This window comes from Isoptericola sp. NPDC057191, from assembly GCF_042670225.1.
Lineage (GTDB): Bacteria > Actinomycetota > Actinomycetes > Actinomycetales > Cellulomonadaceae > Isoptericola.
The window spans coordinates 34,726-60,939 of record NZ_JBHUWC010000006.1 but is presented as its reverse complement, the minus strand read 5'-3'; the positions used below and the strand labels follow the sequence as shown (position 1 = coordinate 60,939).

Sequence of the window (26,214 nt, the reverse complement as noted above, 5' to 3'; positions counted from 1 at the left end):
GTTCCCGGGCGGCGGAGGCGGCCGTGCGTCGCGCACGGACCGCCGGGGTCAGGACACATGTCCCGGTGTTGCGCGTCGGCGACCTCGGGCTCAGCCGACCATCGGTGCGGGTGCGGGTGTCGCCGCGAACACGACGTCGACGAGCCGCTGCAGCGCGGTCTGGAACGCCGCCCCCAGGGACTGGTCGGCGTCGTCCACGTAGTTGATGCCCGCGGTGAGGGTCGTGGTGCCGTCGGGTGTCGAGTACATGAGGGCGCCGTGCCCGCCCATGCCGCCGTTGTGCGTGATCACGGTGCCGTGGGCGGTGTCCTGCACGAACACGCCGAGCCCGTAACCGGCCGGCGGGCACGGGGTCAGCATCTCCGCGAGCAACGGAGCCGGCAGGAGCCGGCCGCTCGTCAGACCCGAGATGAACAGGTGCAGGTCGCGGGTCGTCGAGATCATGTCGCCGCCGCTGGAGATCCAGGACGGGTCCTGGGCGGTGACGTCGACGGTCGTCTCCCGCCCGTCGTCCTCGTAGCGGTAGTACGCGTGCGCGTGCGGCTGCGGGAGCTCGGCCGTGTCCGGCACCGACGTCTGCTCCAGCCCCAGCGGGTCGAGGACCAGCCGGTGCATCTCCTCGGCGAGCGAGCGGCCGCTCACGGCCTCGACGATCAGGCGGGCGAGAGCGTAGTTGGTGTTCGAGTAGCTCCAGTCCGCGCCCGGCTCGAACCGGGGCCGCCTCGACAGCGCCAGGCGGACCAGCTCTTCCGTCGTGTAACGGGTGAACCGGGAGTCCACCCACTGCCTGCCCTGCCAGGGGATACCCGGTACCAACGTCGCGCCGTTCCAGGGGATGCCGCCCTCGACGGCGGCGTCCGGACCGTAGATCTCGCCGGTGAAGTTGAAGATCCCGCTGGTGTGCTGCAGCAGCATGCGCACGGTGACCCGAGGGTCGACCGGAAGCTCGGTCAGGTAGGCGGCCGCCGGAGCGTCAAGCGCGATCGCGCCTTCGGCGACCAGCTGCAGCACGGTCGCCGCGACGAAGGTCTTCGTGTTGGATCCGATGCGGACGTAGCCGTCGGTCGGTGGCGGCTCGGGGTCGTCGAGAGTGCTCCGGCCGGCGCTGTGCACCCATTCGCCCCGGGCGTCGTTCACGCGGACCTGGATGCCCGTGAACCCGGAGTCCACGATCTCCTGCAGCGCGTGCCGGAGGGCGGGGTGATCCTGAGCGACCTCGCTGTCGTGGGAGTGCGTCGCCGGTGCCTGATCGGTCATCTCCATGCTCCTTCGCAGGTTGGTGTCCTCGAACGGCAGTGCACGACACGTGCCGTTTCCGTTGCGAGAAGTCTGCGCATGACAGTCAGGAGTGTCAACACGCTCCGTGTCGTTTCCTCTAGGGTGGGTGCATGCCTGACGCCCCTGCACGCACGCAACCCGCAGCCCGACGGCGGAGCGAGGCGAGCCGACGTGCCATCCTCGACGCGAGCCTGGACCTGTGCGAGACGCACGGGTACGGCCCGGTGACGGTCGAGGCGATCGCCGCGCGCGCCGGGGTCAGCAAGAAGACGATCTATCGCTGGTGGCCGTCCAAGGGCGCAGTGGTCCTCGAGGCACTGGACGACGCGGCGAACCCCTCCGTCGACTTTCCCGACACCGGTGATCTGCGAGCCGACCTCGTCGCGCAGATGGAGGGACTGCTTCGAGGCCTGCTGTCCGACGCGCGGTTCGGCAGTGCGCTCATCGGGCTCATCGCCGACACCCAGCACGACGCGCAGCTCGCCCGCGGCCTCGTCGACGACCTTTTCCGCCCGCGCGTCGAGGACGCGCGAGAGCGCCTCGCCCGTGCCCGTGCCGCCGGGCAGATGCGCCCGGACGCGGACCTGGACCTGGTGATCGAGCTCTTGTACGGACCGGTGTACTACCGACTCCTGCTCCACCAGGGCGAGCTCCAGAGCGCGGACGAGCTGCGCACCCTCGTCGACCACGTCCTTCGCTCGGTGGCACCGGAGCACGACTCCGTCTCGCCGTGAGCGTCATGGCCGGGACGGTGCTCGCCGGCTAGGGCCTACCCGGCTCCTGCGCGGGGGCGGCGGACCGCAGCGCCTCCAGCAGCGGCCCTGCCGCGACGTCGAGGAACTCCTGCTGCTTCTCGTCGCCGATCTGTACCAGGGCGACGTCCGTGAACCCGGCCTCCCAGTAGGCGGAGACCGCGTCGACGATCGGGCCGAGGTCAGGGCCGCACGGGATCGCCTCCGCGACGTCCTCGGGGCGGACGAACTGGGTCGCCCCCGCGAACGCCTCGGTGGTGGGAAGGTTCGCGTTGACCGCCCACCCCAGGCCGAACCACCGGAACTGGTCGTGCGCGCGCCGCACCGCGGTGTCGCGGTCGGGGTCCCAGGAGATCGGGATCTGCCCGACGACGCGCGAGCTCCCGAGCCCCGAGCCCTGCCGCGCGTCCGCCCACGAGCTGACCAGGTCCGCGTCCGGGACGACCGCGACGAGGTGGTCCGCGAGCGGCGCGAACCGGGCGACGGACGCATCGCCGGAGACGGCGACCGCGAGGTCCACCCCGCCCTCCGGCAGGTCCCAGATGCGTGCCGAGTCGACCCGGAAGTGGTCGCCCTCCTGGCTCGTGTAGCCCTCGCCGTCCAGCAGGGTGCGGATGATGCGCAGCGCCTCGTCGAGCATGTCGTGCCGCTCGGCCACCGCGGGCCACCGGGCCCCGACGACGTGCTCGTTCAGGTTCTCCCCGGAGCCGAGCCCGAGCGTGAACCGGCCCTCCGAGAGCAGCGCCACCGTCGCGGCCTTCTGCGCGACCACCGCCGGGTGGTACCGGATGGTGGGGCAGGTCACGTAGGTCATGAGGTCGACCCGGCTCGTCACCTGCGAGACCGCGCCGAGGACGGACCAGGCGTAGGGGGAGTGCCCCTGCGTGTCGAGCCACGGAAAGTAGTGGTCGCTCGAGACCTCGAAGTCGAAACCGACGTCCTCCGCCCGCCGGGCGTAGTCCACGAGCGCGCGCGGCCCGGCCTGCTCGGTCATCAACGTGTAGCCGAAACGTGTCATCGTCGGACCTGCCCTTCTCGTGCCGTTCGTGGGCCGCTCACGGCCGGACCCCGGCGAGGGCGGCCAGCCGCTCCCAGGACCGGTGCATCCCCAGGTCCGCCTGGAGCGTGTCGCCCAGGCTCTCGGCGCCGGCCTCGAGGACGTGCACGCCGGGTGCGCCGGTCGGGATCCCGGCCTGCTGGAGCACCTGGGCGCCGTCGCCGACCGCCGCGATCGCCTTGCCGTGGCGGTAGGCCTCCTGGAGCAGCACGTGGGTGCGCCCGTCCATCGCGAGCGGGTTCCCGGCCGTCCCGTCAGCCACGACGACGGCGTCGTACTCGATGGAACGCGTGGTCAGGAGGGTGCGGTCGACCGTCTCGTGCTCGCCGCCCGTGGCGACCTGACCGCCGTGCGCGGCGACGACCCGCACGACGACGCCGTCGTCGCCCAGGGCCTCGCGCAGGTGCGCGACCGCCGCGAGGTCGCCGCCGTCGGCGACGAGGACGCCCACGACCCGGCCGTCGCGACGGCCCGGCTCGGCGGGGACCTGCGACAGCGCGGGCGAGGGCTCCACGTCGTCTGGGACGTCGGCCTGCGGCGCGGGGAGCCCGAGGCCGGTCGCGACCTGCTCCGCGAGGCCGCCGTCCACCCGGGCGAGGTTCGCGACCATCGCCTGCCGCACCCCTTCGGACGCGCACTTGCCGAGCTCGAACGTGTACGCCTCGGCGAGGTGCGCTTTCTCCACAGGCGTCATCGACAGCCAGAACAGCCGCGCCTGGGTGAAGTGGTCCGTGAACGACACGGGGTGGTGGCGGCCCTTGGACCCCTCGACCGGCGTGGCGACCGTGACGAAGCCGTCCTCGGGCGAGGCCGTGGGCAGGTCCCCGTCGAGAGCGTTCGGCTTGTACGCGACGACGCCCTCGTGCACCGCGGTCTGGTGCATGCCGTCGCGCAGCATGTCGTTCACGGGGGCGTGCGGGCGGTTCACGGGAAGCTGCGCGAAGTTCGGGCCGCCCAGGCGGGTGAGCTGGGTGTCGAGGTAGGAGAAGAGCCGGCCCTGCATGAGCGGGTCGTTCGTCACGTGGATGCCCGGCACGAGGTGGTCGACGTGGAACGCGACCTGCTCGGTCTCCGCGAAGTAGTTCGTCGGGTTGGCGTGCAGCGTCATCACGCCCACGCGCTGCACGGGGCACAGCTCCTCGGGCACGATCTTCGTCGGGTCGAGCAGGTCGATGCCCTCGAAGGTCTCGTCCGGCGTGTCCGGCATGACCTGCAGGCCCAGCTCCCACTGGGGGAACGCGCCGGCGTCGATGGCGTCGGCCAGGTCGCGGCGGTGGAAGTCGGGGTCGGCGCCCTGGGCGATCTGCGCCTCCTCCCACACCAGGGAGTGCACGCCGAGCGCGGGCTTCCAGTGGAACTTCACCAGCGACGTCGTGCCGTCGGCCGCCTGCAGGCGGAACGTGTGGACGCCGAAGCCCTCCATGGTGCGGTAGCTGCGAGGGATCGCCCGGTCCGACATGGCCCACATCGCCATGTGCGTGGACTCGGTGTGCGAGGAGATGAAGTCCCAGAAGGTGTCGTGCGCGCTCTGCGCCTGCGGGATCTCGCGGTCCGGGTGCGGCTTGCCCGCGTGGATGATGTCGGGGAACTTCACGGCGTCCTGGATGAAGAAGACGGGGAAGTTGTTGCCGACCAGGTCGAAGGTGCCCTCGGCGGTGTAGAACTTCGTCGCGAAGCCGCGCACGTCGCGGACGGTGTCGGGGGAGCCGCGCGACCCCAGCACGGTGGAGAACCGCACGAAGACGTCGGTCTCCCGGCCCTCCTCGGCCAGGAACGCGGCCCTCGTCACGCTCGCGGCGTTGCCGTAGGCGCGGAACGTGCCGTGCGCGCCGGCGCCGCGCGCGTGCACGACGCGCTCCGGGATCCGCTCGTGGTCGAAGTGCGTGATCTTCTCGCGCAGGTGGTGGTCCTCGAGCAGGACGGGCCCGCGCGGGCCGGCGGTGAGCGAATGGTCCGTGTCGTCCACCCGGAGCCCCTGGGCCGTGGTCAGCCGGTCGCCGCTCTGTGCCCGCGGGCTCCGGCCCGCGTCGTCTCCGCCGGGGTGCCACGGGCACCCGGTGGGACCTCGGTCCGCCGGGGCTGAGGTGCGCGGCTGCGGCAGCCCGCCACGCTCGTCGGTCGGTCGGTCGTCGCGGGGTGCGTGGCTCATGGCTGCCTCTCGAGTCGCTCGCTGCGCTCCCCGGGCCCGGGGCACCCGTCCACCGTCGGGCCGGGGACCGATGCTCGCCACCTCGCGGCCGGTCAGCCTTCCGGAGGCTGCCCGCTCAGGTGGTCGTCCCGGGGTCGCCGGTCCCCGTGCCTCCGCCGGCGCCCGGCGTGGGCGGCGGGCTCGTCTCCTCGGGCGCGGTCTCGGTGGGCTCCGGGTCGGGCGTCGTCTCGGTGGGCGTCGGTTCCGACGTGGTCGGCTCGTCCGTCGGCGTCGGCTCCTCGGTCGGCGTCGGCGTGGGGGTGGGCGTCGGCGTGGGGGTGGGCGTCGGTGTCGGCGTCGGCCTCTCGGTGGCCGTGCTCGTCTCCGTCGGCGTCGGCCTCGACGTCGGCCGGGCCGTGGGCTGCGTGGGCGGGGCGGTCGTGGGCTGCGGCTTCGACCTGGTGGGCGACGGCGACGGGCTGTGGGTCGCGGGGACCACCGGTGTCTCGGCGTCCCGGTCCTGCAAGGACCAGAACGCGAACGCTCCCGCCGCGAGCAGGAGCACCAGCAGCACCACGGCCACGATGCGCCGGCGGCCGGTGAAGAAGCCGCGCCGGTCCGGCTCGTCGCCGCCTTCGCCGGCTTCCGGCGCGGGTTCGGTCTCCTGCGGGTACGGCTCGGGCGGAAGCTCGGAGGGCGGCACGGCGCCGAACTGCCGGGTGCGCTGGACCTCGGCCTCGGCCGCTGCTGCCGCCACCGCGGCTCCCGCTGCCGCGCCCGCGGCCCCGAGGACCGCCGTGCGGTGGGGGTCGTCGGTCGCGACCTGGTCGAGCGTGAGGGTCTGGTCGCCGTCGGGCCCGCCGGGACCGGCCGCGCTGCCCAGGACCGCGGTCGCGTCCGTGCCGAGCAGGGTCGCCACGGCGCCCTCCATCGCGGCCGCGGACGCGAACCTCCGGTCCGGGTTCTTGGCCATCGCCCGCGCGACGAACCGGTCCACGTCGACCGGGACGGCGGGCTGCCGTGCGGACGGCGCGGGTACCGGTGCCTGGACGTGGGCGCGCAGCACGTCCGCCGGCTCGGCGCGCTCGAACGGCGGGTGTCCCGTGAGGGCGAAGTACGCCAGCGCCCCCGCGGAGTACAGGTCGCTGCGCGCGTCGAGCGGCTTGCCCTGGGCCTGCTCGGGGGACATGTACGCCGCCGAGCCGGTCACCAGGTCGCCGTCGCCGTCTCCACCGCCGGGCTCGGTGAGCCCCAGGTCGAGCAGGCCGACGCTCGTCGTCCCGTCCTCGTGCCGGTCGACGACGACGTTGCGGGGCCCGACGTCGCGGTGCACCAGCCCCGCGGCGTGCACGGCCCCGAGCCCGTCGAGCAGCCCCGCCACCACCGCGAGCGCCTCCTGCCACGGCAGGCCGTCGAGCGCCGCCAGGTCGGACAGGGGGGTGCCGGGCAGGCGTCGGGTCAGGATCCAGGGGACGTTCGCGCCCGCGACCTCGTCCTCGCCGGTGTCGAGGACCTTGACCACGCTCGGGTGGTCCACCTGGGCCGAGGCCGCGATCTCGCGCGCGAGCGCGGCGCGTGCCGCCCCGTCGTCGACCAGGTGCGGGTGGAGGACCTTCACGAGGAGCCCGGGCTCGTCCGGTGCGACCTCCGGGCCGTCTTCCGCGGTGCCCTCGTCGCCCTGTCCCGTGTCGGCGGCGGGCACGCGAGAGGCCTCGTAGACGGTGTAGGTGCCCCCGGTGCCGAGGATGTCGCCGAGGACGTACTTCCCGCCGAGCACCACGTGGCCGCCTGCCGACTCCTCGGTCGGTTCCTTCGGTGTCATGCGCTCACCGCTGCCAGGGTCGGGCGTGGAGGGGGCGTGCCGCGCGCGGCGGCGTCGGTGCGGCGATCTCGGTCATTTCAGTCATGGGCCTTCACAGGATATGGGGTGCGGGGAGGTGGTGCACGGGTCGCGCGCACCGCGGGACGGTGGGCCCCCGCTCCCTCTGCTCACGCCGCAGCCGCTCGACCGACCTTCCGCAGCGGCGGCACGGACGACGCTCTACGCAGCGACGACCGCCGCGAGTACGCCGGGGTCGAGCGCCCTGTCCGCGAGCACGAGCCGCACCGCGGCGGGGTCGGGGTTGCCGGCGTCCGGCCCGCGCCACACGAGCCGCAGGCCCGCCTTCTCGGCCGTCGCGCGCGACGCGACGTTGTGCTCCAGCAGGAAGGCGGTGACCGGGATCTCCGGACGTCGTTCCGCGGCGAGGGCCAGCGCCGCCCCGGAGAGCTCCGTCGCGAACCCGCGGCCCTGCTGGTCGGGGGAGAGCCGGTAGTAGAGGTTGAGCACGCCAGCGGGGCGCCACCGCACTCCGCCGATCCCGACGAACGCGCCGTCGTCGCGCCGGCGTGCTGTCCAGTACCCGATCCCGTCCCGCTCCCAGTCGGCCGCGAAGCCCTCGACCTGGCGTGCGGTCTGCTCGCGGCTCGTGTGCCGTCCGCTCGGGAAGTGCTCCCACACGCGTGGGTCGGCGTGCAGGTCGTGCAGCACGTCCAGGTCGCCGGGGGAGACGGGTGCGAGATCGAGGCGGGCGATGGCGCGGGGCTGCGCGGCAGGGGTCGTCACGCCGCGACGGTAGACCGGGGCACCGACACCGGCCCGTCCCGCTCGCTCATCCGTCGGTCGCTCACCCGTCGGCAAGGTCGGCCAGCGCGCTCTCGATCGCACGGTGGAACGTCGGGTAGGCGTAGATCATGCGGCGCAGCTCGGCCACGGGGACCCGCGCCTGCACGGCCAGGGTGAGCACGGCGAGGATCTCGCCGCCCGCCGGGCCGGCGACCGTCGCACCGACCAGCACGCCGGCATCGGCGTCCTCCACCAGCTTGACCAGGCCCTCGTTGCCCGGACCGTGCACGAACCCGCGCGACGAGGCCGCGAGGTCGGTGCTGCCGGTGCGGACGTTCAGCCCGGCGTCGCGCGCCGCGGCCTCCGTCAGCCCGACACCGCCGATCTCGGGGTCCGTGAACGTGACGTGCGGGACGGCGTGGTGGTCGGCCCGCTCCGTGCCGCCCTCGCCGTCCGACGCGAGGATGTCGGCCGCCGCGATGCGCGCGTGGTACATCGACACGTGGGTGAAGGCGCCCTTGCCCGTCACGTCGCCGATCACCCACACGCCGTCGGCCGCGCGGAGACGGTCGTCGACGGCGATCGTGCGTCCGGTGTCGTCGATGCCGACGGTGGCGACGCCCAGCGCGCGCAGGTCGGTGCGGCGCCCCGCGGCCACGAGCAGGCGCTCGGAGGTGAGCTGCGTGCCGTCCTCGAAGGTGAGGGTGAACCCGGAGCCGTCGTGACGCACGCTCGACACCTTCGCCCCCGTGCGGACGCCGATGCCCTCGGCGGCGAACCGCTCGGCGAGCAGCGCGCTCGCCTCCGGCTCGTCGAGGGCGATGAGGCGCGGCGCCGCCTCGACCACCTCGACCGCGGTGCCGAACCGCGCGAACACCTGGGCGAGCTCGCAGCCGATGGCACCGCCGCCGAGCACGGTGAGCGACTCTGGCGCCTCGGTGGCGCGCACCGCGTCGCGGTTGGTCCAGTACGGGGTGTCGGCCAGGCCCTCCACCGGCGGCACCGCGGGCTCGGTGCCCGGGTTGAGCAGCACGCCGCGGGTGGCGCGGAACCGGCGCTCGCCGTCGGGCGTGGCGACGACGACCTCGCCCGGCCCGACCAGGCGTCCGCGGCCCCGCACCAGCCGCGCGCCCGCCTTCTCCAGCCGCTCGACCGCGGCCGTGTCGTCCCAGTCCGCGGTGGCCTCGTCGCGCACGCGCCGTGCGACGGGAGCCCAGTCGGGCGTGACGTTCACGCTGCCGGCGAGCGTGCTCGCCCGCCGCGCCTCGGCGAGCGCGTCCGCGGCGCGCACCATCATCTTGGTCGGGATGCACCCGAAGTAGGGGCACTCACCGCCCACGAGCCGGGCCTCGACGGCCACCACGTCCAGCCCGGCGCGCGCGAGGCGTCCGGTCGCGTCCTCGCCCCCGGGGCCGGTGCCGATCACGACGACGTCGACCGTCTCGACGGACGGCTCGCTGGAGGGTGTGGCGGTCATCGGTGCTCCTGGTGCTCGCGGGCTGCGGTGGGACGGCCGGGACAGGCACGGCCTCGACAAGCGCACCATATCGGCGCGCTCGGCGCGCGCCGGGTCGTCAGTGGCACAGGGCACGATGGCGGGGTGCACGTCGTCCTGACCCGAGAGCCCGGCGGCACGGTCCGCGTGCACGACGACCCGCCGCGCGCCGTGCCGGCCGCCGACCTGCCCGCCGTCGTGGCCCAGGGCGAGGCCGCGGCGCGCGACGACGCGCCGCCGCGCTGGACCTGGGACGACACGAACCGGTGGTACCCCGGGCTGCTGCGCGCCGGTGTCCGGGTGGAGCGGTCGCACGACCTGCGGCTCGTGCACCGGATCCTGCGGCACTCCGAGCCCGCCGCGGGCGCGGCGCTCGCGACCGCGCCGCCCGGCCCCTGGGACACGATGGCGCCCACCCCGGCAGGTCGGGTGCCGGCTTCGGGAGCCCGCCGGCCCCCGCAGGGCGACGCGCTCTTCGACCTCGCCGCACCGACGCCCGCGGCCCCCGCCGTGGAGGCGGCGGGACGTCTGGACCCGGTGTCGGAGCTGACGCGCCAGGACGAGGCGGTCCGCGGGTCGGCCACCCCGGGCCGTCTCCGCCTGCTCGCCGCGGGGGAGTCGGCAGGCGCCCTGGTGGCCGCGGAGATGCACCACGCCGGGCTGCCGTGGCGGGGGGACGTGCACGACGCGATCCTCACCGAGGCCTTGGGCCCGCGGCCGCCGGAGGGGCAGCGGCCTGCCCGGCTGGAGGCGCTCGTGCGGCAGATCAGGGCCGCGCTGGACGCGCCCCCGTCGCTCAACCCCGACTCGCACCCCGACCTGCTCAAGGCGATGCAGTACGCGGGCGTCGGGGCGCGCAGCCTGCGCAAGTGGGAGCTGGAGAAGCTCGACCACCCCGTGGTCGCGCCGCTGCTCGAGTACAAGAACCTCTACCGGCTGCTCACCGCCAACGGCTGGCACTGGCTGGACGAGTGGGTGACGGACGGGCGGTTCCGCACCGAGTACGTGGTGGGCGGCGTGGTGACCGGTCGCTGGGCGTCGACGGGAGGCGGAGCGCTGCAGCTGCCCAAGGGGGTGCGGCGCGCGGTCGTGGCCGACCCGGGGTGGTGCCTCGTGGTCGCGGACGTCGCGCAGCTCGAGCCGCGCGTCCTGGCCGGCATGGCCGGGGACGAGTCGATGGCCCGTGCGGGCCGCGCCGGTGACCTCTACGCCGGCATCGTCGCCTCCGGCGCGGTACCGACGCGCGAGCTGGCCAAGGTGGGCATGCTCGGCGCGATGTACGGGGGCACGACGGGAGCCAGCGCCCAGGTGCTGCCGCGGCTGGGCCGCGAGTACCCGCGTGCCATCGCCCTGGTCGAGGAGGCGGCACGGACCGGCGAGCGCGGGGGCGTCGTGACCACGTGGCTCGGCCGGTCCTCCCCGGCGCCCGGCTCGGCGTGGGACGAGGCGCAGGCGGGCGCCTTCGCGGACGACGCCGGTGCGGACGCGGCGGCGCGCGCCCGGTCGGTGACACGGTCGTGGGGGAGGTTCACACGCAACTTCGTGGTCCAGGGCACGGCGGCCGAGTGGGCGCTGTGCTGGATGGCGTCGATCCGTCGCCGGCTCTGGGCGCTCGGGAAGACGTCGGGCGCGCCGGGCCTCGCGCCCGCCCCGTTCGCGGACCGCCCGCACCTCGCCTTCTTCCTGCATGACGAGGTGGTGGTGCACGCCCCGCGCGAGCTGGCCGACGTCGTCGCGGCTGAGGTGCGCGCCGCGGCCGAGGAGGCGGGGCAGCTGCTGTTCGGAGGCTTCCCGGTGGACTTCCCCCTCACCGTCGCGGCGGTCGACTCGTACGCCGACGCCAAGTAGATGCCCACCCACGAGGTCCGGGCCTCTAGGGTCGGGCCATGACCACCGACAGGCCGAGCACCCCCGCCCTGCGCGACGTCGTCGCCGTCCTCGAGGACCTGTACCCGCCGGGGACGGCGGAGAGCTGGGACGCCGTCGGGCTCGTCCTCGGCGACCCGGCCACGCCGGTGCGCAAGGTGCTGCTCGCCGTCGACCCGGTGGCCGAGGTCGTCGACGAGGCGATCGCCTGGGGCGCCGACCTGCTGGTCACGCACCACCCCCTGTTCTTGCGGGCCGTGCACTCGGTGGCAGCGACGACGTTCAAGGGCGACGTCGTGCACCGGCTGCTGACGGCCGGCTGCGGCCTGTACGTCGCGCACACCAACGCCGACGCGGCGCCGCGGGGCGTGGCGGACGCGCTGGCGGACCTGGTCGGCATCACCGACCGTCGGCCGCTCGTGGCGGGGGACGACGCCGACGGCGTGGAGCGCGGCATCGGGCGCGTGGGCCGGCTTGCCGAGCCGACCACGCTGCGGGCGTTCGCCGAGCACGTCGCCGCGGTGCTGCCGGCCACCGCCCAGGGCGTGCGGGTGGCGGGCGACCCGGAGGCGCAGGTCGCGACGGCCGCCGTGGTCGGCGGTTCCGGGGACTCGTTGTTCGACGCCGTCCGCGCGGCCGCCGTCGACGTGTACGTGACCGCCGACCTGCGGCACCACCCGGCGTCCGAGCTGCGGGAGCGCGCCGCGTTCGAGGCCCGCGGCACGGGCGGTGCGGCCGCGACGCCGTACCTCGTGGACGTGGCGCACTTCGCCAGCGAGTGGCCCTGGTTGCGGTACGCCGCCGAGGATCTTCTGGCGCGGCTGCCAGAGGGTACGGTGACCACCAGGGTGAGCACGACCGGCACCGACCCGTGGACCTTGCGGGTGGCGAGCGCGGCTCGCTGACGGCGGCGCCCGCCCGACCAGCTGAACACACGCGAGAGGACCTGCCCGTGGCCACTGCACCGTCCGAGGACCAGCGCCGACTGCTCGAGGTCCAGGCCCTCGACACGCGGCTGCAGCAGCTCGTCCACCAGCGGCGCCACCACCCGTCGCTCGCGACGATCGCGGAGCTCGACGGCCGCATCGGCGACCTGCACACCTCGCTCGTCGACTCCCGCACGGCCGTGGGTGACCTGGAGCGGGAGGTGGCCAAGGCCGAGGGCGACGTCGCCCAGGTGCGCACGCGCGCGGAGCGCGACCAGCAGCGGCTCGACTCCGGTGCCCTGTCCGCGAAGGACTCCCAGGCCCTGGTGAGCGAGCTCGAGTCCCTCGCCCGCCGGCAGTCCGTGCTGGAGGACGCCGAGCTGGAGGTCATGGAGCGCCTCGAGGCGCACCAGGGCGCGCTGGCCGAGGTCGAGGCCGCCCACGCCGAGCTCGCGGCGGCCAAGGCGGCGGCCACGGCGGAGCGCGACGCCGCCTGGGCGGAGATCGACGGCATCGGCTCGAAGGTCAAGGCCGAGCGCGAGGCCGCCGCCGCCGGCCTGGACGCGGGGCTGCTGGCCCTCTACGACAAGCTGCGGGCACAGCTCGGCGGCACGGGTGCCGCTGCCCTGCGCGGTGGCCGCTGCGAGGGGTGCCGCCTCGAGCTCAACCCGGGCGACCTCGCGGCCGCGAAGCGGGCGCCGGCGGACCAGGTGGTGCGCTGCGAGGAGTGCGGCCGCATCCTCGTCCGCCTGCCCGACGAGGGCGTCCCGGCCTGATGGTCCGCCCGTCCGGCGCGAGCCCGCTGGACCCCGCCGCCACCCGCACCGTCGTCCTCGTCCGGCACGGCATGACCGCGCTGACCGAGGCCCGGGCCTACTCGGGCGGCAGCGTCCCCGGCCCGGCCCTCAGCCCGCGCGGCCGCACCCAGGCGGCACGGGCCGCCGACGCCGTCTTCCGGATCGGCAAGGACCTGTGGCCTGACCTGCCGCGCGCGGGCGCGCTCGTCGCGTCGCCCCTGGTGCGCACCGTCGAGACGGCGGCCGCCGTCGGGCGCCGGATCGGGCAGCACGTGCGCACGGACGACCGGTTCGCCGAGTGCCGGTTCGGTGCCTGGGAAGGCCTGACCCCCGAGCGCATCGCCGAGGGCTGGCCGGACGAGCTCGCCGCCTGGACCGCGACCGGCACCGCGCCCGCCCCGGGCGGGGAGTCGTACGTGCAGGTGGGGGAGCGCGCCTGGCCCGGGCTGCGGGACGTCGTGGCCGCGACAGATCCGGAGGCGTCTACCGTGGTCGTCGCGCACACCGTGACCATCCGTGCGCTGACGGGCCGTGCGCTCGGCGCGCCGCCCGCCTCGTGGCCGCGGCTGCGCGTGCCGCCGTGCTCGCTCACCGTCCTGCGGTTCGGCACCGACGTCGACGGCGGCGAGCCCGCTCTGGCGGAGATCACGGTGGCGGGGTTCCCTACCGACGTCTGAGACCGCCCGCAGGGTCGGTACGCCTAGTGCTTCGCGGGCTTTGCGGGCTTCGGGGGAGACGCGAGCGCGAGGTCGACGCCGCGGTGCACCCACGCACGGAGCGCGTCCTCGTCGGCCGTGACCGCTGCCGGCACCCCGACCATCCCCCGCATGACCCGCTCGCCCATCCGCAGCTCGTGCGCGCCGGCGGCGAGGGCGGCGTCGTACCCCTCCGTGCCGACGTGCACCATCAGCTCGTCGCGCGTGACCCCGACGGCCATGTGGGTGTGCACCATGATCGCGAGCCCGCCGAACATCTTCTGCTCCGTGAAGTCGGCGCGCTCGCCGACGGCGTCGCGCACCCGCGCGGCGAGGTCCTCGTCGTAGGCCATGCGGCCAGTGTGCGCCGAAGGACCGGCGTCCCGCCCGGTCAGGCGATGACGACCTCGAGGGTGCGCGGCCCGCGGCGCGTCGCGGCGTCGTGCAGGGTCGCCTCGACCATGCGGTACGACAGGCCGGTCCCGACCTCGGTGCCGATGACCTGCCCGTCGAGCTCGCGGGCGGCGTCCAGCAGCTGAGCGCCGCTGGTCGGGGCCGGGCCGGAGCGGCGCAGCAGGTGCCCGGTGAGCACGCCCCGCGTGTGCTTCGCGTTGTGGGACACGACCGTGCGCTTCCCGTCCGACTCGCGCACCACACGCACCGTGACCCAGTCGGTCGCGGCGTCGCCGGTGGTGGCCGGCTTCCAGGCGGCCAGGTAGGCGGCGGAGCGGCAGTCGACGACGACGTCGCCCGCAGCCCGCGCGTCCAGGGCCGACGCGAGGTGCGGCCGCCAGGACGTGGCGAGCTTGCCGACGCCGGGCAGGTCCACACCCATGGACAGCCGGTAGGCGGGGATGACGTCGGCCGGGGAGACCGCGCCCCACAGGCCGGAGAAGACCCGCACGTCGCGTGCGGCGCGGTCCGCCGCCTCGGTGGGCAGGTCGCCCAGGCCGGCCGCGGCGTACAGGACGCCCGTGTACACGCGGGATGCCGGAGCGGCGGGGGCCGCCTTGAGCTCGGTGTTGCGGGCGACCTCCGCGCCGAGCGAGGCGCCCACACCCAGCAGGTCCGTGGCGTCCGGTCGGGCGCTCGCGGCCGCGAGCGCCTCCAGCACAACACGGCGCTGCGCTGTCAGGTGCTCTGCCGCCGTGAGCCGCGCGAGGTCGACCGGGGCGGCGCCGTCGGGCGCGGGGGTCTTGCCCTCGGAGGGCGGCAGGCAGATCAGCACCCGGACACCCTACGGCGGGTCTCGGCACGCGGACCCCGGGGCGACGGTGCGGTCGGTCACCGCTAGCGTCGCCGGGCATGGTCCAGGTGAAGGTCTACGGCAACCGTCGGGTGTGGGGTCAGCGGCGCGCGGAGGTCTCCGACGCGCTGCACGCGGCGCTGGTCGGCGCCTGGCAGATCCCCGAGGACAAGCGGTTCCACCGGTTCCTGCTGCTGGAGGACGGCGACCTCGTGGCGCCCCGCTCGGACGACTACCTGATGATCGAGGTCGTCGCGTTCGCCGGGCGCTCGCGGGAGGCGAAGCGTGAGCTGGTCCGCCGCCTCTACGACGACGTGGCGCCCGCGCTCGGGGTGGCAGCCGACGACGTCGAGCTCGTCGTCATCGAGTCGCCCGCGGAGAGCTGGGGCATCCGCGGCCGGTCGGGGGACGAGCTGGCGCTGAGCTATCGCGTCGACGTCTGAGGCATGGGTCGGGAAGCCCCCCGGACCGCATAGACTGTGCGACGCGGACGAGTCGGTCGGACGGTCGCGTCGGCGGTGCCCTCGGGCGTCGTCGCCGAGGAACGTCCGGGCTCCGAAGGGCAAGGTGGTGGCTAACGGCCACCCGGGGTGACCCGCGGGACAGTGCCACAGAAAACAGACCGCCGTCGCCGGGCGACCGGTGGCGGTCAGGGTGAAACGGTGGTGTAAGAGACCACCAGCGCGGCCGGTGACGGTCGCGGCTAGGTAAACCCCACCTGGAGCAAGGTCAGACAGACTGTGTTGGAGGGCGGCCCGCCCGATTCTCCTCGGAGAAGCACAGTCGGGTAGACCGCTCGAGCCCTGCGGCAACGCAGGGCCTAGATGGATGACCGTCGCCCGTGCCGGGGTGACCAGGCGCGGGAACAGAACCCGGCGTACAGACCGGCTCGTCCGCCCTTGCCTCCGATCGGCCAAGCGTCGGGCTTCCGTCAGGCGGTGGCGGGCTCCGCGTCGCTCGCGTGCTCGAGCGCCCAGGTGAGGGCGTGGTCGGCGACCTTCTCCCATCCAGGCGCGGCGCACGTCCAGTGGTCGCGGCCCTCGAACTCGTAGTACTCGGTGAGCGCCGGCGACTTCTCCCAGTGCTTGGCGTTCGACCGGTTCACCGACGGCGGCATGATGTGGTCCTTCTCGCCGGCGATGAACAGCAGCGGTGCCCGGTCGGTGCCGAAGTCCACCCAGGTCTCCTGATGGCCGGGCTTGAAGTTGGCGATGAGGCCGTAGTCCCAGACCCAGCTGCCGGGCGCGGGGATCGCGTAGCGGTCCCAGACCGCGCGAGACTCCTCGGCGGAGAGCGTGTTCGTGAACGCGTAGTGGAACTCCTCCGGCGTGAACCCGACGGGACGGTGCCGGTTGGCGGGGTTCTTGAGCGCGGGGAAGAGGGACTTCGCCTGGGAGGGCGGGGTGACCCGGACTCCCTCGGTGGGCGCCGAGTCGATGACGACTCCGGCCGCGCCGAGCCCGCGCGCCAGGAGGATCTGGGTGAGGGCGCCCCCGAACGAGTGGCCCATGAGGATCGGCGGGCGGTCGAGGGCGGTGATGACGCCGGCCAGGTGCTCGACCGTCTCTGGCACGGTCAGGTCCGCGATGATCTGCGGGTTCTCCCGCAGGGCCTCCACCTCGACCTCGAACCCCGGATATGCCGGGGTCACGACGGTCAGGCCCTTCTGCTGGAAGTGCTGGACCCAGCCCTCCCAGCTGCGGGGCGTCATCCAGAGGCCGTGGATCAGGACGACGGTGTCGGGCTTGGGGTCGGGCTTGGGGTCGGGCTTGGGGTCGGGCTTGGGGTCGGGCTTCGTGCTAGCGGGGGTTTCCGAGCTCATGGCCGGGGTCCTCTCAAGAGTCGACGAGCGCCAGCAGACACGATAGAAAGGCGCGCACCGTCGGGCGCGGCAGGTCACCAAATTCACCCGCTCGCACGCGCGCCCCCACCTCGAAGGAGAGTCATGGCAAGCAGGTTCACCGAGCTGGTCGTCGACTGTCACGACCCGGAGCGCCTCGCGACGTTCTGGTGCGAGGTCCTGGACTTCACCGTGATCGACCGGAGCGAGGGCAAGGTGGAGATCGCCTCATGGGAACCGACCGTCGAGGACGTCCGTGCCCGCCAGATGCCGCCCACGGTGGTGCTCGTCCAGGTGCCGGAGGGCAAGGCCTTGAAGAACCGGCTGCACCTGGACGTCAGCCCCGTCGACCGCAGCACCGCCGACGAGGTCGCCCGGCTGCGCGGGCTCGGCGCCACCCGCGTGGACGTCGGGCAGGGTGACGGCCGCAGCTGGGTGGTCATGGCCGACCCCGAGGGCAACGAGTTCTGTGTCCTGCGCACCCTGGCGCCAGTCGACTCCTGACCCTCCGAGAGGAAGCCGCCGCGATGACGCCTGGTCCCGCCGACCCCACCGTGCTGCACCCGATGCCCGAGCATCCGCGGGTGGTACTGCTCCGACCGCTGGTGACCTCCCCGCTGATCGACGTCGGCGACTTCTCGTACTACGACGACCCGGGCGAACCGACGTCGTTCGAGACACGCAACGTGCTGTACCACTACGGTCCGGAGCGTCTCGTGATCGGCCGCTACTGCGCCCTCGGGACGGGCACCCGGTTCATCATGAACGGCGCCAACCACCGCATGAGCGGGCCTTCCACGTTCCCGTTCCCGACGATGGGCGGCGCCTGGGCCGAGCACTTCGACCTGATCACCGGGCTGCCCGGTCGGGGCGACACGGTGGTGGGCAACGACGTGTGGTTCGGTCACGGTGCGACGGTCATGCCCGGTGTCCGGATCGGTCACGGCGCGATCGTCGCCGCCGGTTCCGTGGTCACCAAGGACGTCCCGGACTACGGCGTCGTCGGTGGCAATCCCGCCCGGCTCCTGCGGACCCGCTATGACGCGGAGGACGTCGCACGCCTTCTCGCCGTCGCGTGGTGGGACTGGCCGCTCGAGCACGTCACCCGGCACGTCCGCACGATCATGTCGGGCACGGTGGCCGAGCTGGAGCAGGCCGCGGAGCAGCGCGAGAGCGCCTGAGGTCCGGCGCCGTCAGCGCGCGCCCAGGGTGAGCGCTCGGAGGTACCGGCGGCGGTAGCGCCGCTGGAGCAGCAGCACCAGCGGGAAGAGCGCGCGCCAGCGGCCGCTGCCTGCGCGTGTGAGGGAACGCAGCGTCAGGCTCACGGTTCCGTCGTCGCTGCGACTCACGATGAACGCCTCCTCGCCCGAGACAGGATGGCCTTCCAGCGTGCCGTAGGCGAGCGCCGCCCGGCGTCCGGTGGTGACCACCTCGACGACCTGGACCGGCTCACGGACCCGGAGTGGACCCAGCCGTGCGACGAGCCAGAAGCGCTCGCCGGCGCGCACCACCTGCCCGGGCTCGGGCGGCGGGTCGACGGCGAACCCGCTGCGGGTCTTGACTCCCCAGGAGAGCACCGCCCTCGACGCGTCCTCCCACAGGTCGGCTCCGTCGCCCAGCCGGACCGTGCGCTCGTGTGCGCGCCAGCCGTCGGGCGGACGCCACCGCTCGTCCGAGGGAGCGGTGCCGCCGACGACGTCGTAGCTGAGGTCCCGACGGCCCAGGTGGTAGGTGGCCACGGGGATCAGGCGTTCCGTGTCGCCCCCGCCTCCGTGGACGGCGCGGCGTACCGCCGACGCCTCGGCGGCGGTCAGCCGGAAGGTCGCGCTGGTACCGGTGTCATTCACGCTCCACACGGGCCCCCCGCCGCCGTCGTCGTACCCCGAGCAGCCGATGCTGAACGGCGCGAGCGTCAGCGCCAGCCCGAAGTCGGCGTCGCGGCGGGGATCGAGGGTGAGCGAGATCCCGCGGCTGCGGAGGGCGGACAGGCGAGCCTCGGCAGCCCGGACGGCGTCGAGGACGGCCACGGGCCAGTCGTCGTCGGAGACGATGTCGATCTCGACCCGGTCCAGCCGGTCGCGCTGTGCCACCAGGGCGGCGCGGACCGTCGCTTCGACCGTCGACCGGTCGGCGCCGTCGGCCAAGGTGAACCAGGTCTCGTCGTCGTCCGTCGTCGTGATGCGCACACCGACATGCTGCCGCACCCCGCGGGTGCCTCAGGTCGGACTGCGGGTCACGCCGGCTGCGTGGTGGGGGGAGGCGGCGCGGAGGATGCTGCGCTCCGGCCGGGCAGGGCGGCGGCCACGACGGCAGCCAGAGCGGCCGGGGCGAAGAAGACGCCGACGGACATGGCCCCGACCAGCGTGAGCACGGGCAGCAGCACCGCCGTGGTCACGCGCAGGGCCCGGAACGCGCTCGCGCGGCGAGCGAGCAGGGGCAGTGCGGCGACGAGCACCGGGACGGCGAGGACGACGAGCACGCCTGGCCCGTTCACCTGCGCCAGCGTGGCGGTGGCGTCCGTCGTCGTCGTGGTGACCGCGCCGGTGACCGAGCCGCTGGTCGTGCTCTCGGTCGTGGTGCCGGCGTAGACCGGCAGCACGGCCGCAGCGGCGAAACCGGCGAGCGCGAGCCCGAGCGTCACGACGACGGCGATGCGCGCGGGACCACCGGCGACAGGTTCGGGCTGCGGCTGCACGGTGACCTCCGGGGCGTCGCGCGGGACGGGACCTCGGCCAGTATGCGCGGGTCGGACGCCGCACGCCGCGGGTTCCCGGACCGGACGTGCGTGGTACCACGCACGTGCCCGGCCGTGGCGGGCGGCCGTCGCCTGGGATGAAGGACGTCCACCTCACCGTGCCCCGGAGGGACCCACCGTGACCGCCGTCCTGCCTGCCCGCCCCGCCGCCGAGCCTCGAGCACTGCCCGGAATCCCCGTCCAGGACACGTTCGACGACGTCCTGGACAACCCCCTGGACAGCGCGCTCGCCGGAGCGCCCGCCCGGATGTTCGCCACGTCCTCCGCGACGGGGGTGCTGGTCCGTCTCACGGGCGAGGTCGACGCCGCGTGCCTCGCCCACCTTCCCGGCGTGCTCGCGGTGCTCGACGCCGCGGACCGCCGTCTGCCCGTCCTGCTCGACACGCAGGACGTGACCTTCATGGACTCCTCGGGCGTCGCCCTCCTGGAGCGGGTCCGGGGCGTGTGCCGCGCGACGGGTGCGCCGCTGGCGCTGCTCGATCCTGCGCCGGCCGTCATGACGGTGCTCCGTCTCGTCGGCCTCGAGGACGCCGTGCCGGTCGTTCGCACCCGCGACGACCGCGCCTGACCCGGCACGCACACGACCGGGCCACCCGGACCCGGCATGCGAGGTACCACGCAGACCCCGCCCGCCCCCGGCTGGTGCCGGGGGACCGTGGACGCAGCAAGGACCGCACCGCGGGCGACATGCCCGCGACCCTGACACGGAGGAACGAGAGATGACCGAACATCAGAGCATCCTGGTGGGTGTCGACGGCTCCGCGGAGAGCCTCCACGCCATGGAGTGGGCCGCCGCGTACGCCCGGGAGACCGGGTGCACGCTGCACCTCGTCAGCAGCTTCATGCTTCCCGGCTTCACGGGCAGCTACTCCTTCGCCCACGACATCCCGATGGTCGACGACCCGTACGCGCGGCGCTACGTCGAGGACCTGCTGGTCCGGGCGCACAAGCGCGTCGTCGAGGTCGGCGTCCCGGCCACCACCGAGGTGACGACCGGCGAGGCGACGTCCGTGCTCGCGGAACGGTCAGCCGGCCGCCGGTTCGTCGTCATCGGCGCCCGCGGGGCCGGCGGGTTCGTCGAGCGGCTCCTCGGCACCGTCTCCGCCAACCTGCCCGTCCGGGCGCAGTGCCCGACCGTGGTCGTCCCGCTGCACGCGAAGGACGCCGACGGCGACGGCGACGCGACGGACACGCGTCGCACGCGCCGGATCGTCGTCGGCGTGGACGGGTCGCGCCCCTCGGAGGCCGCGGTCGAGACCGCCGTCGCGCAGGCGCAGGCCTGGGGTGCGGAGGTCGCCGTCGTGCGGGCCGTCACGATGGTCGGCTGGAGCCACTCGCCGTGGCTCGACACCGGCTTCCGGGAGAGCGTCATGTCCTCTGCGCGTGACGAGACCGACCGGTTGCGCGCGCGGCTCGCCACGACCTATCCCGACGTCGTGACCACCACCGACGTGGTGGAGGGGCACGCCGTCGACGTCCTGGTCGCCGCCTCCCAGGAGGCCGACCTCCTCGTCGTGGGCTCGCGTGGCCGAGGCGGCATCCGAGGGCTCGTCCTCGGCTCGACGAGCCAGGCGGTGCTGCGCCGATCGCGCTGCCCCGTCCTCGTCCCGCGTCGCTGAGCCGCCGTCGGGCGGGACGGCGGACCGCGGCGTGCACGGGCGGGATCGCGTCCCCCCTGCCTAGGATCGCGACATGGTGGCCCCTGTCACACGGGTCGGCATCGTCGAGGACGAGGCGCTGATGCGGGGCATGCTCGAGCAGACGCTGTCGGCCGAGGAGTCGTTGCGCGTCGTGCACTCGGTGCCCGGCGTCACAGAAGCGCGGCTGGTCTTCACCCCCGGGTCCTGCGACGTGGCGGTGCTGGACGTGAACCTGCCCGACGGCAACGGGGTGGCGCTCGGCCTGACGCTGCAGCGCGCCGACCCCCGGCTGGCGATCATGCTCCTGTCGAGCGAGGACGTCATGGGCATGTTCACCACCGTCCAGGACGAGGCCACCCGGCCGTGGAGCTACCTGTCCAAGCGGTCGAGCTTCGCGCGCGACGTCCTGGTCCGTGCGATCGCGGCGACGGCGCACGGGCAGGTGGTGCTCGACCCGTACCTCGTCCAGCGCTCCACGCCGCGTCCCGGCTCGGCCGTCGCGGAGCTCACCCCCGCGCAGTTCGGGGTGCTGCGGCTCGTGGCCGAAGGGCTGTCGAACCACGCGGCGGCCGAACGCCTCGGCATCAACGAGCGCTCCGTGGAGAGCCACCTCAAGTCGATCTACCAGCGGCTGGGCGTCGAGGGCGGCGACCACAACAGGCGGGTCGCCGCGGTGCTCGCGTTCCTCGAGCAGACGGGACGGTCCTGGCGCGCATGAGCGCCGGGACCGCGCGGGACCCGGGCCCCGCCCCCCAGGAGCCAGGGGCGGTGCTGCGCGCCCGCGAGCCGACGCGGGTCGCGATCCTGGTCAGCGGCACGAACTTCGTGCTGTACTCGCTGGTCTCGTTGGCCGGCTGGGCCGGGTGGGGCGGCCTGCAGGCCGCGATCACGCACGAACGCAGCGTCGTCGGCGTGACGATCGACGGCGTCGTCGTGCTCCTGGTGAACCTCGCCTTCGGTGCCGTCGTCATCGCCGGCACGCTCGCCCTGCACCCCCTGTCGCGCCCGTGGCCGGCACGGGTCCTCGTGGTCTTCTGCGTGGCCGCGGTGGCGTCGGTGCCCCGGATCCTGGCGCTCGCGGCGCTGAGCAGCACGCCCTCCAGCGGTGCGTACGTGGTGGCGGTCGGCACGCTCGGCCTGCTGGCCGGCGTGGTGGGGATGTCCGCCGGCCTGCTGTCGGCGTCGCTCGTCGACCGCGCGCGGACCGAGCAGCACCGGCGCGAGGAGGAGGCTCGGCGCGCGGCGCGGGCGGTGGAGGAGCTGCAGGACGAGGAGATCCGGGTACGCAGGCACGTCTTCGACCAGCTGCACGGCACGCTGCAGTTCCACCTCGTCACCGTGACCGCCGGGCTCGACCGGGTGGCCGAGCAGCTCCAGGACGCGGGGGACGCGGCCCGGGCCGCTGACCTGCGGCACTGGGCGGAGACCCTGGAGGAGATCCGCGAGCAGGACGTCCGCTCCCTCAGCCACTCCGTCTTTCCCTCCGGGGCCGACCTGGGCACGCAGCAGGCGATCCAGCTGCTCCTGCGACGACTGCCGCCACAGATCGACGCCTCGATCGAGCTGGGAGACAACTACCGGCGACTCGTCTCGCACGACGGGCTGCGGATGCCGATGGCCGAGCGCCTCGTGGTGATCTACACCGTCGAGGAGGCTGTGACGAACGCCCTCAAGCACGGCCGGGCGAGCACGGTCCGGGTCCGTGCGGACGCGGAGCCGACCGACGATCCCGACCGCTGGGTGTTCGTGACCCAGGTCGACGACGACGGCACGGGCCCTGCGCAGCCCGTGCCCGCCCTGCACGGGCTGCGCCGCCACCGGGAGCGTGCCGAGCACCGGGGCGGCTCCCTCGAGCTGGGTGTCAACCCCTCCGGAGGCGGGCGACTGTCGCTCCGGCTACCGTTCACCGTGGACCCGGACGGCTGACCTCGGCGGACACCTGCCGAAGGCGCGACGAGGGGCTCGATCGAGTGTGAACGGTACGTAAAGAATCTCTATGCCGAGGTTCCGCCACTGGTTGGCGGAGGTGTAGCGTTACGGGCGTCGCGACGACGAGGTCGCGGGTCCGCAGTGCAGCGCTCGAGCCCGAGGCGCGCAGGACGTGGGACGTGGGACGAAGGTGTGGCAGTGACTTTCACCGACGAGGCTCAGGCCGGGGGCATCGCCCTCGTGGAGCGCACCGACGTGAGCGTGGTGGACATGTGGGGCGAGATCGACATCGCCCTGCGGAACGAGGCGAGCGCGGCCCTCGCGCGGGCCTTCGAGCGTGACCTTCCCGTGGTGGTCGACACCTCGCGGGTGACCTTCATCGACTCTGCCGGCGTGGCCTTCCTCGTCCAGCTCTGCCGCATCGGCAGGGACGAGGGCCTGCGGGTCTCGCTGCACCGGCCGCCGGCGGCCGTGCTGGACGTGCTCCGGATGCTCGACCTCGACGTGCCGCCGGACACGCCGGTCGACTGGGGCCGCACGCCGACGGCACCGATGCCGACGGCGCCGCAGAGCCTGGCGGGCTGACCGCCTCAGTGGTCGCGGCCGCTCGCCGCGAGCGCTGCCGCCCCCACGATGCCGGCCCGGTTGCGCAGCGTGGCCGGGATGATCGGGGCGTGCAGGTCGAGCAGCGGCAGGAACTTCTCGTGGTGCTTGCTCACGCCGCCGCCGACGACGATCAGCTCGGGGGAGAGCAGCATCTCGACGGTCTCGAAGTAGCGCTGCAGCCGTCGCGCCCAGTGCTCCCAGGAGAGGTCGTCGCGCTCGCGGGCGGACTCCGCCGCCCGGGACTCGGCGTCGTGCCCGTCGATCTCCAGGTGGCCCAGCTCGGTGTTGGGCACGAGCACGCCGTCCACGAGCAGGGCCGACCCGATGCCGGTGCCCAGCGTCACGACCAGGACGACGCCGTCGCGCCCCTGGGCTGCGCCGTACCGCTGCTCGCCGACGCCCGCGGCGTCGGCGTCGTTGACGGCCATCACCTCGCGGCCCGTGGCGTCCCGCACGAGAGCGGGCAGGTCGACGCCCTTCCACGACTGGTCGAGGTTGGCGATGAACCGGACGACGCCGTGGTCCATCGGGGCGGGGAACGCCACACCCACCGGCACGTGCCGGGGCAGCTCGAACGAGTCCACGAGCTCGGCGAGCACCTTCGCCACGGCGTCCGGGGTGGACTTGTCCGGCGTCGGGATGCGACGTCGTTCTGCGGCGAACTCGCCGGTCGTGAGGTCGACCGGCGCCCCCTTGATCCCGGACCCGCCGATGTCGATGCCGAACGCGACCGGCTGCGTTGCCTCCACCATGTGCCCCATCTTGATGCAGGATCGTCCTATGAGCGACACAAGCCCGGTGCAGTACTGGTACAACACCAAGACAGGCGAGGTCGAGGAGAGCCGCGACCGCTCCAGCTGGAGCAACCGCATGGGCCCTTACCCCTCGCGAGAGGCCGCGCGCAACGCCCTGGACTCGGCGCAGCGCCGGAACGAGACGTGGGAGGAGGAGGACGCCGACTGGCGCGGCGGCAAGTGACCTCGCGGCGCGGCGAGGACCCCGCCGGCAGGGGTGCGGTCGTGCCGCGGACGGCGACGGTCGAGGCGAACGGCGTCACGCTCGGCGTGGAGCACCTCGGCGACGAGGCGGCGCCGCTGCTCCTCTGCGCGGGCGGCACGACGATGCTGTCCTGGCCGGACGCCCTGTGCGAGGCCCTCGCGCGCGGTGGGCGCCACGTGGTGCGCTACGACCTGCGCGACTCCGGCGCGTCCACCACCCGCGACCCTGAGGCCCCGGCCTACACGTTGCGCGACCTCGCCGCCGACGCCGCAGCCCTGGCGCGGGTGCTCGACGACCGTCCCGCACACCTGGCGGGCATCGGCGTCGGCGGGATGGTCGCCCAGGTCGCCGTGCTCGATCACCCGGAGGCGTTCGCCGCGCTGACCCTCGTGGGCACGCGCGCCGTCGCGCCAGGCCCGGTCGACGACGACCTGCCCGACCACGACGCGGCGACGATGGGCCGGGCCTTCGCGCTGCCGATGCCGGACTGGGCCGATCGTGAGGCCGTCGCGGAGCACGCCGCCCGGGGCGCCGAGATCCTCGGTGACGACCCCGACGCCGCGCGCACCCTCGCGGGGCGCGTGTGGGACCGCACGCCGGCGACGTCGCCCGCCGTGCACCTGGCCAACCAGCTCGGCACGGTCTTCGCCCGGCTCGACTGCGCGCCGCGCTGGCGCGCGCGCCTGGCCGAGATCGCGGTCCCGGCCCTGGTCGTGCACGGGCGCCGCGACCCGTTCTTCCCCGTCGGCAACGGGGAGGCGCTCGCCCGCGAGATCCCGGGAGCGCGCCTGCTGGTCCTCGAGGACGCGTCGACCGCGATCCCCGAGGGGGACGTCGGCCGGGTCGCGGCCGCGATGCTCGACCCGCGGGGCGCGTCGTAGGACGCGCGCACCTGTCCGGTGCCCTCGCGCTCCGGGCGGTGCGCCCCGCCTCCCGGGGGAGGTGCTACGGGCGTTGCAGGGCGAGCCTGGCCCCGAACCCGACCAGCGCCAGGCCGGAGACGGCGTCCGTGATGCGGCGGACCGTCGGCTGGAGCAGCTTCTCTCGCAGCGCGCTCCCGAGGAGGACGACGACGAGGAGCCACGCGGTCCCGATGGCCGGCAGCGTCCAGGCATACACGAGCCAGGCCCCGACGGCGGCGTGGGCGCCGACGAACTGGGGCAGCAGGGACAGGTAGAACACGAGCATCTTGGGGTTGGTGATGTTGGTCAGGAACCCCTCGCGGAACGACCGGACGCGACCCCTGGCCGGCGAGGTTGCCGGTGGCGGGCCGTACTCCCCGCGCCAGGCCGACCAGAGCGCCTGCGCTCCCAGGTAGCAGAGGTAGGCGAGACCGACCCACCGCAGCGCCGTGAACAGCGGCTGCGACCGGACGATCAGGGCACCCACGCCGATCGACGCCAGCGTGCCCTGGATCAGGGAGGCCGCCCCGATCCCGAGGGCCGTCGCCACGCCGCGGCCACGGCCGTTGACGACGGTGTTCCGCAGCGTCACCACGAAGTCGGCACCGGGGACGGCCACCACCGCCACGACCACCAGCAGGAAGGCTCCGCTCATCACGCCAGCATCACGTACCGCCGCGCGGTCGGCGACCGCGCCC

28 protein-coding genes and 1 other RNA gene are annotated in these 26,214 nt (G+C 74.2%); 16 read left to right on the top strand and 13 right to left on the bottom strand.

Annotation, left to right across the window (positions count from 1 at the left end; all coding sequences use genetic code 11):
• Nucleotides 1-90 precede the first annotated feature (90 nt).
• Complete coding sequence (locus ACFT55_RS02410; RefSeq protein WP_380241133.1) at nucleotides 91-1,257, bottom strand: serine hydrolase domain-containing protein; 1,167 nt, start codon at nucleotides 1,255-1,257, stop codon at nucleotides 91-93.
• A gap of 131 nt (nucleotides 1,258-1,388) precedes the next feature.
• Here ACFT55_RS02410 and ACFT55_RS02405 point away from each other — a divergent pair, with 131 nt between their 5' ends.
• Nucleotides 1,389-2,012: a TetR/AcrR family transcriptional regulator gene (locus tag ACFT55_RS02405; protein ID WP_380241130.1), complete on the top strand. Its 624-nt coding sequence runs from the start codon at nucleotides 1,389-1,391 to the stop codon at nucleotides 2,010-2,012.
• Between the two features lie 28 nt (nucleotides 2,013-2,040).
• On the opposite strand, the gene ACFT55_RS02400 is transcribed toward ACFT55_RS02405, so the two are convergent.
• From ACFT55_RS02400 to ACFT55_RS02380, 5 genes are all read right to left on the bottom strand, one after another.
• Nucleotides 2,041-3,048: a TIGR03557 family F420-dependent LLM class oxidoreductase gene (locus ACFT55_RS02400; RefSeq protein ID WP_380241128.1), complete on the bottom strand. Its 1,008-nt coding sequence runs from the start codon at nucleotides 3,046-3,048 to the stop codon at nucleotides 2,041-2,043.
• Between the two features lie 37 nt (nucleotides 3,049-3,085).
• Nucleotides 3,086-5,236 carry a catalase gene (locus ACFT55_RS02395; protein WP_380241126.1) on the bottom strand — a complete coding sequence of 717 codons (2,151 nt, stop codon included), beginning with the start codon at nucleotides 5,234-5,236 and terminating at the stop codon, nucleotides 3,086-3,088.
• Between the two features lie 115 nt (nucleotides 5,237-5,351).
• A complete protein-coding gene (locus tag ACFT55_RS02390) occupies nucleotides 5,352-7,037 on the bottom strand; it encodes a serine/threonine-protein kinase (RefSeq protein WP_380241124.1) in 1,686 nt (561 codons plus the stop codon).
• 219 nt (nucleotides 7,038-7,256) lie between these two features.
• Nucleotides 7,257-7,820, bottom strand: a complete 564-nt coding sequence (locus tag ACFT55_RS02385) for a GNAT family N-acetyltransferase (RefSeq protein ID WP_380241122.1) — start codon at nucleotides 7,818-7,820, stop codon at nucleotides 7,257-7,259.
• Between the two features lie 61 nt (nucleotides 7,821-7,881).
• Entirely contained in the window at nucleotides 7,882-9,297 is a 1,416-nt protein-coding gene (locus ACFT55_RS02380; RefSeq protein WP_380241120.1) for a dihydrolipoyl dehydrogenase family protein, read from the bottom strand.
• Nucleotides 9,298-9,420: 123 nt separating this feature from the next.
• Between ACFT55_RS02380 and ACFT55_RS02375 the strand changes: the two genes are divergently transcribed.
• Genes ACFT55_RS02375 through ACFT55_RS02360 form a run of 4 tightly spaced genes read left to right on the top strand, consistent with a single transcriptional unit; the run spans nucleotide 9,421 to nucleotide 13,581 of the window.
• Nucleotides 9,421-11,163 (top strand): bifunctional 3'-5' exonuclease/DNA polymerase, encoded by a 1,743-nt coding sequence (locus ACFT55_RS02375; RefSeq protein WP_380241118.1) that lies wholly within the window; start codon nucleotides 9,421-9,423, stop codon nucleotides 11,161-11,163.
• Nucleotides 11,164-11,201: 38 nt separating this feature from the next.
• Nucleotides 11,202-12,086: a Nif3-like dinuclear metal center hexameric protein gene (locus ACFT55_RS02370; protein WP_380241116.1), complete on the top strand. Its 885-nt coding sequence runs from the start codon at nucleotides 11,202-11,204 to the stop codon at nucleotides 12,084-12,086.
• Between the two features lie 47 nt (nucleotides 12,087-12,133).
• Nucleotides 12,134-12,883, top strand: a complete 750-nt coding sequence (locus tag ACFT55_RS02365) for a zinc ribbon domain-containing protein (RefSeq protein ID WP_380241114.1) — start codon at nucleotides 12,134-12,136, stop codon at nucleotides 12,881-12,883.
• Entirely contained in the window at nucleotides 12,883-13,581 is a 699-nt protein-coding gene (locus tag ACFT55_RS02360) for a histidine phosphatase family protein (protein ID WP_380241112.1), read from the top strand. Before ACFT55_RS02365 ends, ACFT55_RS02360 begins: the two co-directional genes overlap by 1 nt.
• A 23-nt stretch (nucleotides 13,582-13,604) precedes the next feature.
• On the opposite strand, the gene ACFT55_RS02355 is transcribed toward ACFT55_RS02360, so the two are convergent.
• Together ACFT55_RS02355 and ACFT55_RS02350 are read right to left on the bottom strand one after the other, a co-directional pair.
• Complete coding sequence (locus ACFT55_RS02355; RefSeq protein WP_380241109.1) at nucleotides 13,605-13,952, bottom strand: TfoX/Sxy family protein; 348 nt, start codon at nucleotides 13,950-13,952, stop codon at nucleotides 13,605-13,607.
• Nucleotides 13,953-13,990: 38 nt separating this feature from the next.
• Nucleotides 13,991-14,827 (bottom strand): YaaA family protein, encoded by an 837-nt coding sequence (locus ACFT55_RS02350; protein WP_380241107.1) that lies wholly within the window; start codon nucleotides 14,825-14,827, stop codon nucleotides 13,991-13,993.
• Between the two features lie 77 nt (nucleotides 14,828-14,904).
• Here ACFT55_RS02350 and ACFT55_RS02345 point away from each other — a divergent pair, with 77 nt between their 5' ends.
• Together ACFT55_RS02345 and rnpB are read left to right on the top strand one after the other, a co-directional pair.
• Nucleotides 14,905-15,288: a tautomerase family protein gene (locus ACFT55_RS02345; protein ID WP_380241105.1), complete on the top strand. Its 384-nt coding sequence runs from the start codon at nucleotides 14,905-14,907 to the stop codon at nucleotides 15,286-15,288.
• 48 nt (nucleotides 15,289-15,336) lie between these two features.
• Nucleotides 15,337-15,741: RNase P RNA component class A (gene rnpB / locus ACFT55_RS02340), an RNA gene on the top strand.
• Between the two features lie 35 nt (nucleotides 15,742-15,776).
• On the opposite strand, the gene ACFT55_RS02335 is transcribed toward rnpB, so the two are convergent.
• Nucleotides 15,777-16,667 carry an alpha/beta hydrolase gene (locus tag ACFT55_RS02335; protein WP_380241103.1) on the bottom strand — a complete coding sequence of 297 codons (891 nt, stop codon included), beginning with the start codon at nucleotides 16,665-16,667 and terminating at the stop codon, nucleotides 15,777-15,779.
• Nucleotides 16,668-16,790: 123 nt separating this feature from the next.
• Between ACFT55_RS02335 and ACFT55_RS02330 the strand changes: the two genes are divergently transcribed.
• Nucleotides 16,791-17,189 (top strand): VOC family protein, encoded by a 399-nt coding sequence (locus ACFT55_RS02330; protein ID WP_380241101.1) that lies wholly within the window; start codon nucleotides 16,791-16,793, stop codon nucleotides 17,187-17,189.
• 23 nt (nucleotides 17,190-17,212) lie between these two features.
• On the top strand, nucleotides 17,213-17,866 hold the full coding sequence (locus tag ACFT55_RS02325; RefSeq protein WP_380241099.1) for a CatB-related O-acetyltransferase: 654 nt from the start codon (nucleotides 17,213-17,215) through the stop codon (nucleotides 17,864-17,866).
• A gap of 12 nt (nucleotides 17,867-17,878) precedes the next feature.
• Here the strand turns inward: ACFT55_RS02325 and ACFT55_RS02320 are convergent, their stop codons facing one another.
• Both ACFT55_RS02320 and ACFT55_RS02315 read right to left on the bottom strand, forming a co-directional pair.
• Nucleotides 17,879-18,871: a DUF1990 family protein gene (locus tag ACFT55_RS02320; RefSeq protein WP_380241097.1), complete on the bottom strand. Its 993-nt coding sequence runs from the start codon at nucleotides 18,869-18,871 to the stop codon at nucleotides 17,879-17,881.
• A gap of 47 nt (nucleotides 18,872-18,918) precedes the next feature.
• A complete protein-coding gene (locus ACFT55_RS02315; protein WP_380241095.1) occupies nucleotides 18,919-19,380 on the bottom strand; it encodes a hypothetical protein in 462 nt (153 codons plus the stop codon).
• 178 nt (nucleotides 19,381-19,558) lie between these two features.
• Between ACFT55_RS02315 and ACFT55_RS02310 the strand changes: the two genes are divergently transcribed.
• From ACFT55_RS02310 to ACFT55_RS02290, 5 genes are all read left to right on the top strand, one after another.
• Nucleotides 19,559-20,008 (top strand): STAS domain-containing protein, encoded by a 450-nt coding sequence (locus ACFT55_RS02310; protein WP_380241093.1) that lies wholly within the window; start codon nucleotides 19,559-19,561, stop codon nucleotides 20,006-20,008.
• A gap of 151 nt (nucleotides 20,009-20,159) precedes the next feature.
• A complete protein-coding gene (locus ACFT55_RS02305; RefSeq protein ID WP_380241091.1) occupies nucleotides 20,160-21,059 on the top strand; it encodes a universal stress protein in 900 nt (299 codons plus the stop codon).
• 73 nt (nucleotides 21,060-21,132) lie between these two features.
• A complete protein-coding gene (locus ACFT55_RS02300) occupies nucleotides 21,133-21,798 on the top strand; it encodes a response regulator transcription factor (protein WP_380241089.1) in 666 nt (221 codons plus the stop codon).
• On the top strand, nucleotides 21,795-23,006 hold the full coding sequence (locus ACFT55_RS02295) for a hypothetical protein (RefSeq protein WP_380241087.1): 1,212 nt from the start codon (nucleotides 21,795-21,797) through the stop codon (nucleotides 23,004-23,006). The genes ACFT55_RS02300 and ACFT55_RS02295 overlap by 4 nt, the downstream gene beginning before the upstream one ends.
• A 201-nt stretch (nucleotides 23,007-23,207) precedes the next feature.
• Nucleotides 23,208-23,594, top strand: coding sequence for an STAS domain-containing protein (locus ACFT55_RS02290; protein ID WP_380241085.1), 387 nt, complete (start codon nucleotides 23,208-23,210; stop codon nucleotides 23,592-23,594).
• A gap of 5 nt (nucleotides 23,595-23,599) precedes the next feature.
• Here the strand turns inward: ACFT55_RS02290 and ppgK are convergent, their stop codons facing one another.
• Entirely contained in the window at nucleotides 23,600-24,367 is a 768-nt protein-coding gene (gene ppgK, locus ACFT55_RS02285; RefSeq protein WP_380241083.1) for a polyphosphate--glucose phosphotransferase, read from the bottom strand.
• 28 nt (nucleotides 24,368-24,395) lie between these two features.
• On the opposite strand from ppgK, the gene ACFT55_RS02280 reads away from it, so the two are divergent.
• On the top strand, nucleotides 24,396-24,593 hold the full coding sequence (locus ACFT55_RS02280; protein WP_380241081.1) for an SPOR domain-containing protein: 198 nt from the start codon (nucleotides 24,396-24,398) through the stop codon (nucleotides 24,591-24,593).
• A 41-nt stretch (nucleotides 24,594-24,634) separates the two neighbouring features.
• Nucleotides 24,635-25,495, top strand: a complete 861-nt coding sequence (locus ACFT55_RS02275; protein WP_380241079.1) for an alpha/beta fold hydrolase — start codon at nucleotides 24,635-24,637, stop codon at nucleotides 25,493-25,495.
• A gap of 64 nt (nucleotides 25,496-25,559) precedes the next feature.
• Here ACFT55_RS02275 and ACFT55_RS02270 read toward each other — a convergent pair whose 3' ends face one another.
• A complete protein-coding gene (locus ACFT55_RS02270; RefSeq protein WP_380241077.1) occupies nucleotides 25,560-26,171 on the bottom strand; it encodes a LysE family translocator in 612 nt (203 codons plus the stop codon).
• Between the last annotated feature and the right edge of the window lie 43 nt (nucleotides 26,172-26,214).

Bases quoted from the DNA above. Each gene is read 5' to 3' on its own strand.
- ACFT55_RS02410 (WP_380241133.1), bottom strand. From the start codon at position 1,257: ATGACCGATCAGGCACCGGCGACGCACTCCCACGACAGCGAGGTCGCT.
- ACFT55_RS02405 (WP_380241130.1), top strand. From the start codon at position 1,389: ATGCCTGACGCCCCTGCACGCACGCAACCCGCAGCCCGACGGCGGAGC.
- ACFT55_RS02400 (WP_380241128.1), bottom strand. From the start codon at position 3,048: ATGACACGTTTCGGCTACACGTTGATGACCGAGCAGGCCGGGCCGCGC.
- ACFT55_RS02395 (WP_380241126.1), bottom strand. From the start codon at position 5,236: ATGAGCCACGCACCCCGCGACGACCGACCGACCGACGAGCGTGGCGGG.
- ACFT55_RS02390 (WP_380241124.1), bottom strand. From the start codon at position 7,037: ATGACACCGAAGGAACCGACCGAGGAGTCGGCAGGCGGCCACGTGGTG.
- ACFT55_RS02380 (WP_380241120.1), bottom strand. From the start codon at position 9,297: ATGACCGCCACACCCTCCAGCGAGCCGTCCGTCGAGACGGTCGACGTC.
- ACFT55_RS02370 (WP_380241116.1), top strand. From the start codon at position 11,202: ATGACCACCGACAGGCCGAGCACCCCCGCCCTGCGCGACGTCGTCGCC.
- ACFT55_RS02360 (WP_380241112.1), top strand. From the start codon at position 12,883: ATGGTCCGCCCGTCCGGCGCGAGCCCGCTGGACCCCGCCGCCACCCGC.
- ACFT55_RS02355 (WP_380241109.1), bottom strand. From the start codon at position 13,952: ATGGCCTACGACGAGGACCTCGCCGCGCGGGTGCGCGACGCCGTCGGC.
- ACFT55_RS02345 (WP_380241105.1), top strand. From the start codon at position 14,905: ATGGTCCAGGTGAAGGTCTACGGCAACCGTCGGGTGTGGGGTCAGCGG.
- ACFT55_RS02335 (WP_380241103.1), bottom strand. From the start codon at position 16,667: ATGAGCTCGGAAACCCCCGCTAGCACGAAGCCCGACCCCAAGCCCGAC.
- ACFT55_RS02330 (WP_380241101.1), top strand. From the start codon at position 16,791: ATGGCAAGCAGGTTCACCGAGCTGGTCGTCGACTGTCACGACCCGGAG.
- ACFT55_RS02325 (WP_380241099.1), top strand. From the start codon at position 17,213: ATGACGCCTGGTCCCGCCGACCCCACCGTGCTGCACCCGATGCCCGAG.
- ACFT55_RS02305 (WP_380241091.1), top strand. From the start codon at position 20,160: ATGACCGAACATCAGAGCATCCTGGTGGGTGTCGACGGCTCCGCGGAG.
- ACFT55_RS02300 (WP_380241089.1), top strand. From the start codon at position 21,133: ATGGTGGCCCCTGTCACACGGGTCGGCATCGTCGAGGACGAGGCGCTG.
- ACFT55_RS02295 (WP_380241087.1), top strand. From the start codon at position 21,795: ATGAGCGCCGGGACCGCGCGGGACCCGGGCCCCGCCCCCCAGGAGCCA.
- ppgK (WP_380241083.1), bottom strand. From the start codon at position 24,367: ATGGTGGAGGCAACGCAGCCGGTCGCGTTCGGCATCGACATCGGCGGG.
- ACFT55_RS02280 (WP_380241081.1), top strand. From the start codon at position 24,396: ATGAGCGACACAAGCCCGGTGCAGTACTGGTACAACACCAAGACAGGC.
- ACFT55_RS02270 (WP_380241077.1), bottom strand. From the start codon at position 26,171: ATGAGCGGAGCCTTCCTGCTGGTGGTCGTGGCGGTGGTGGCCGTCCCC.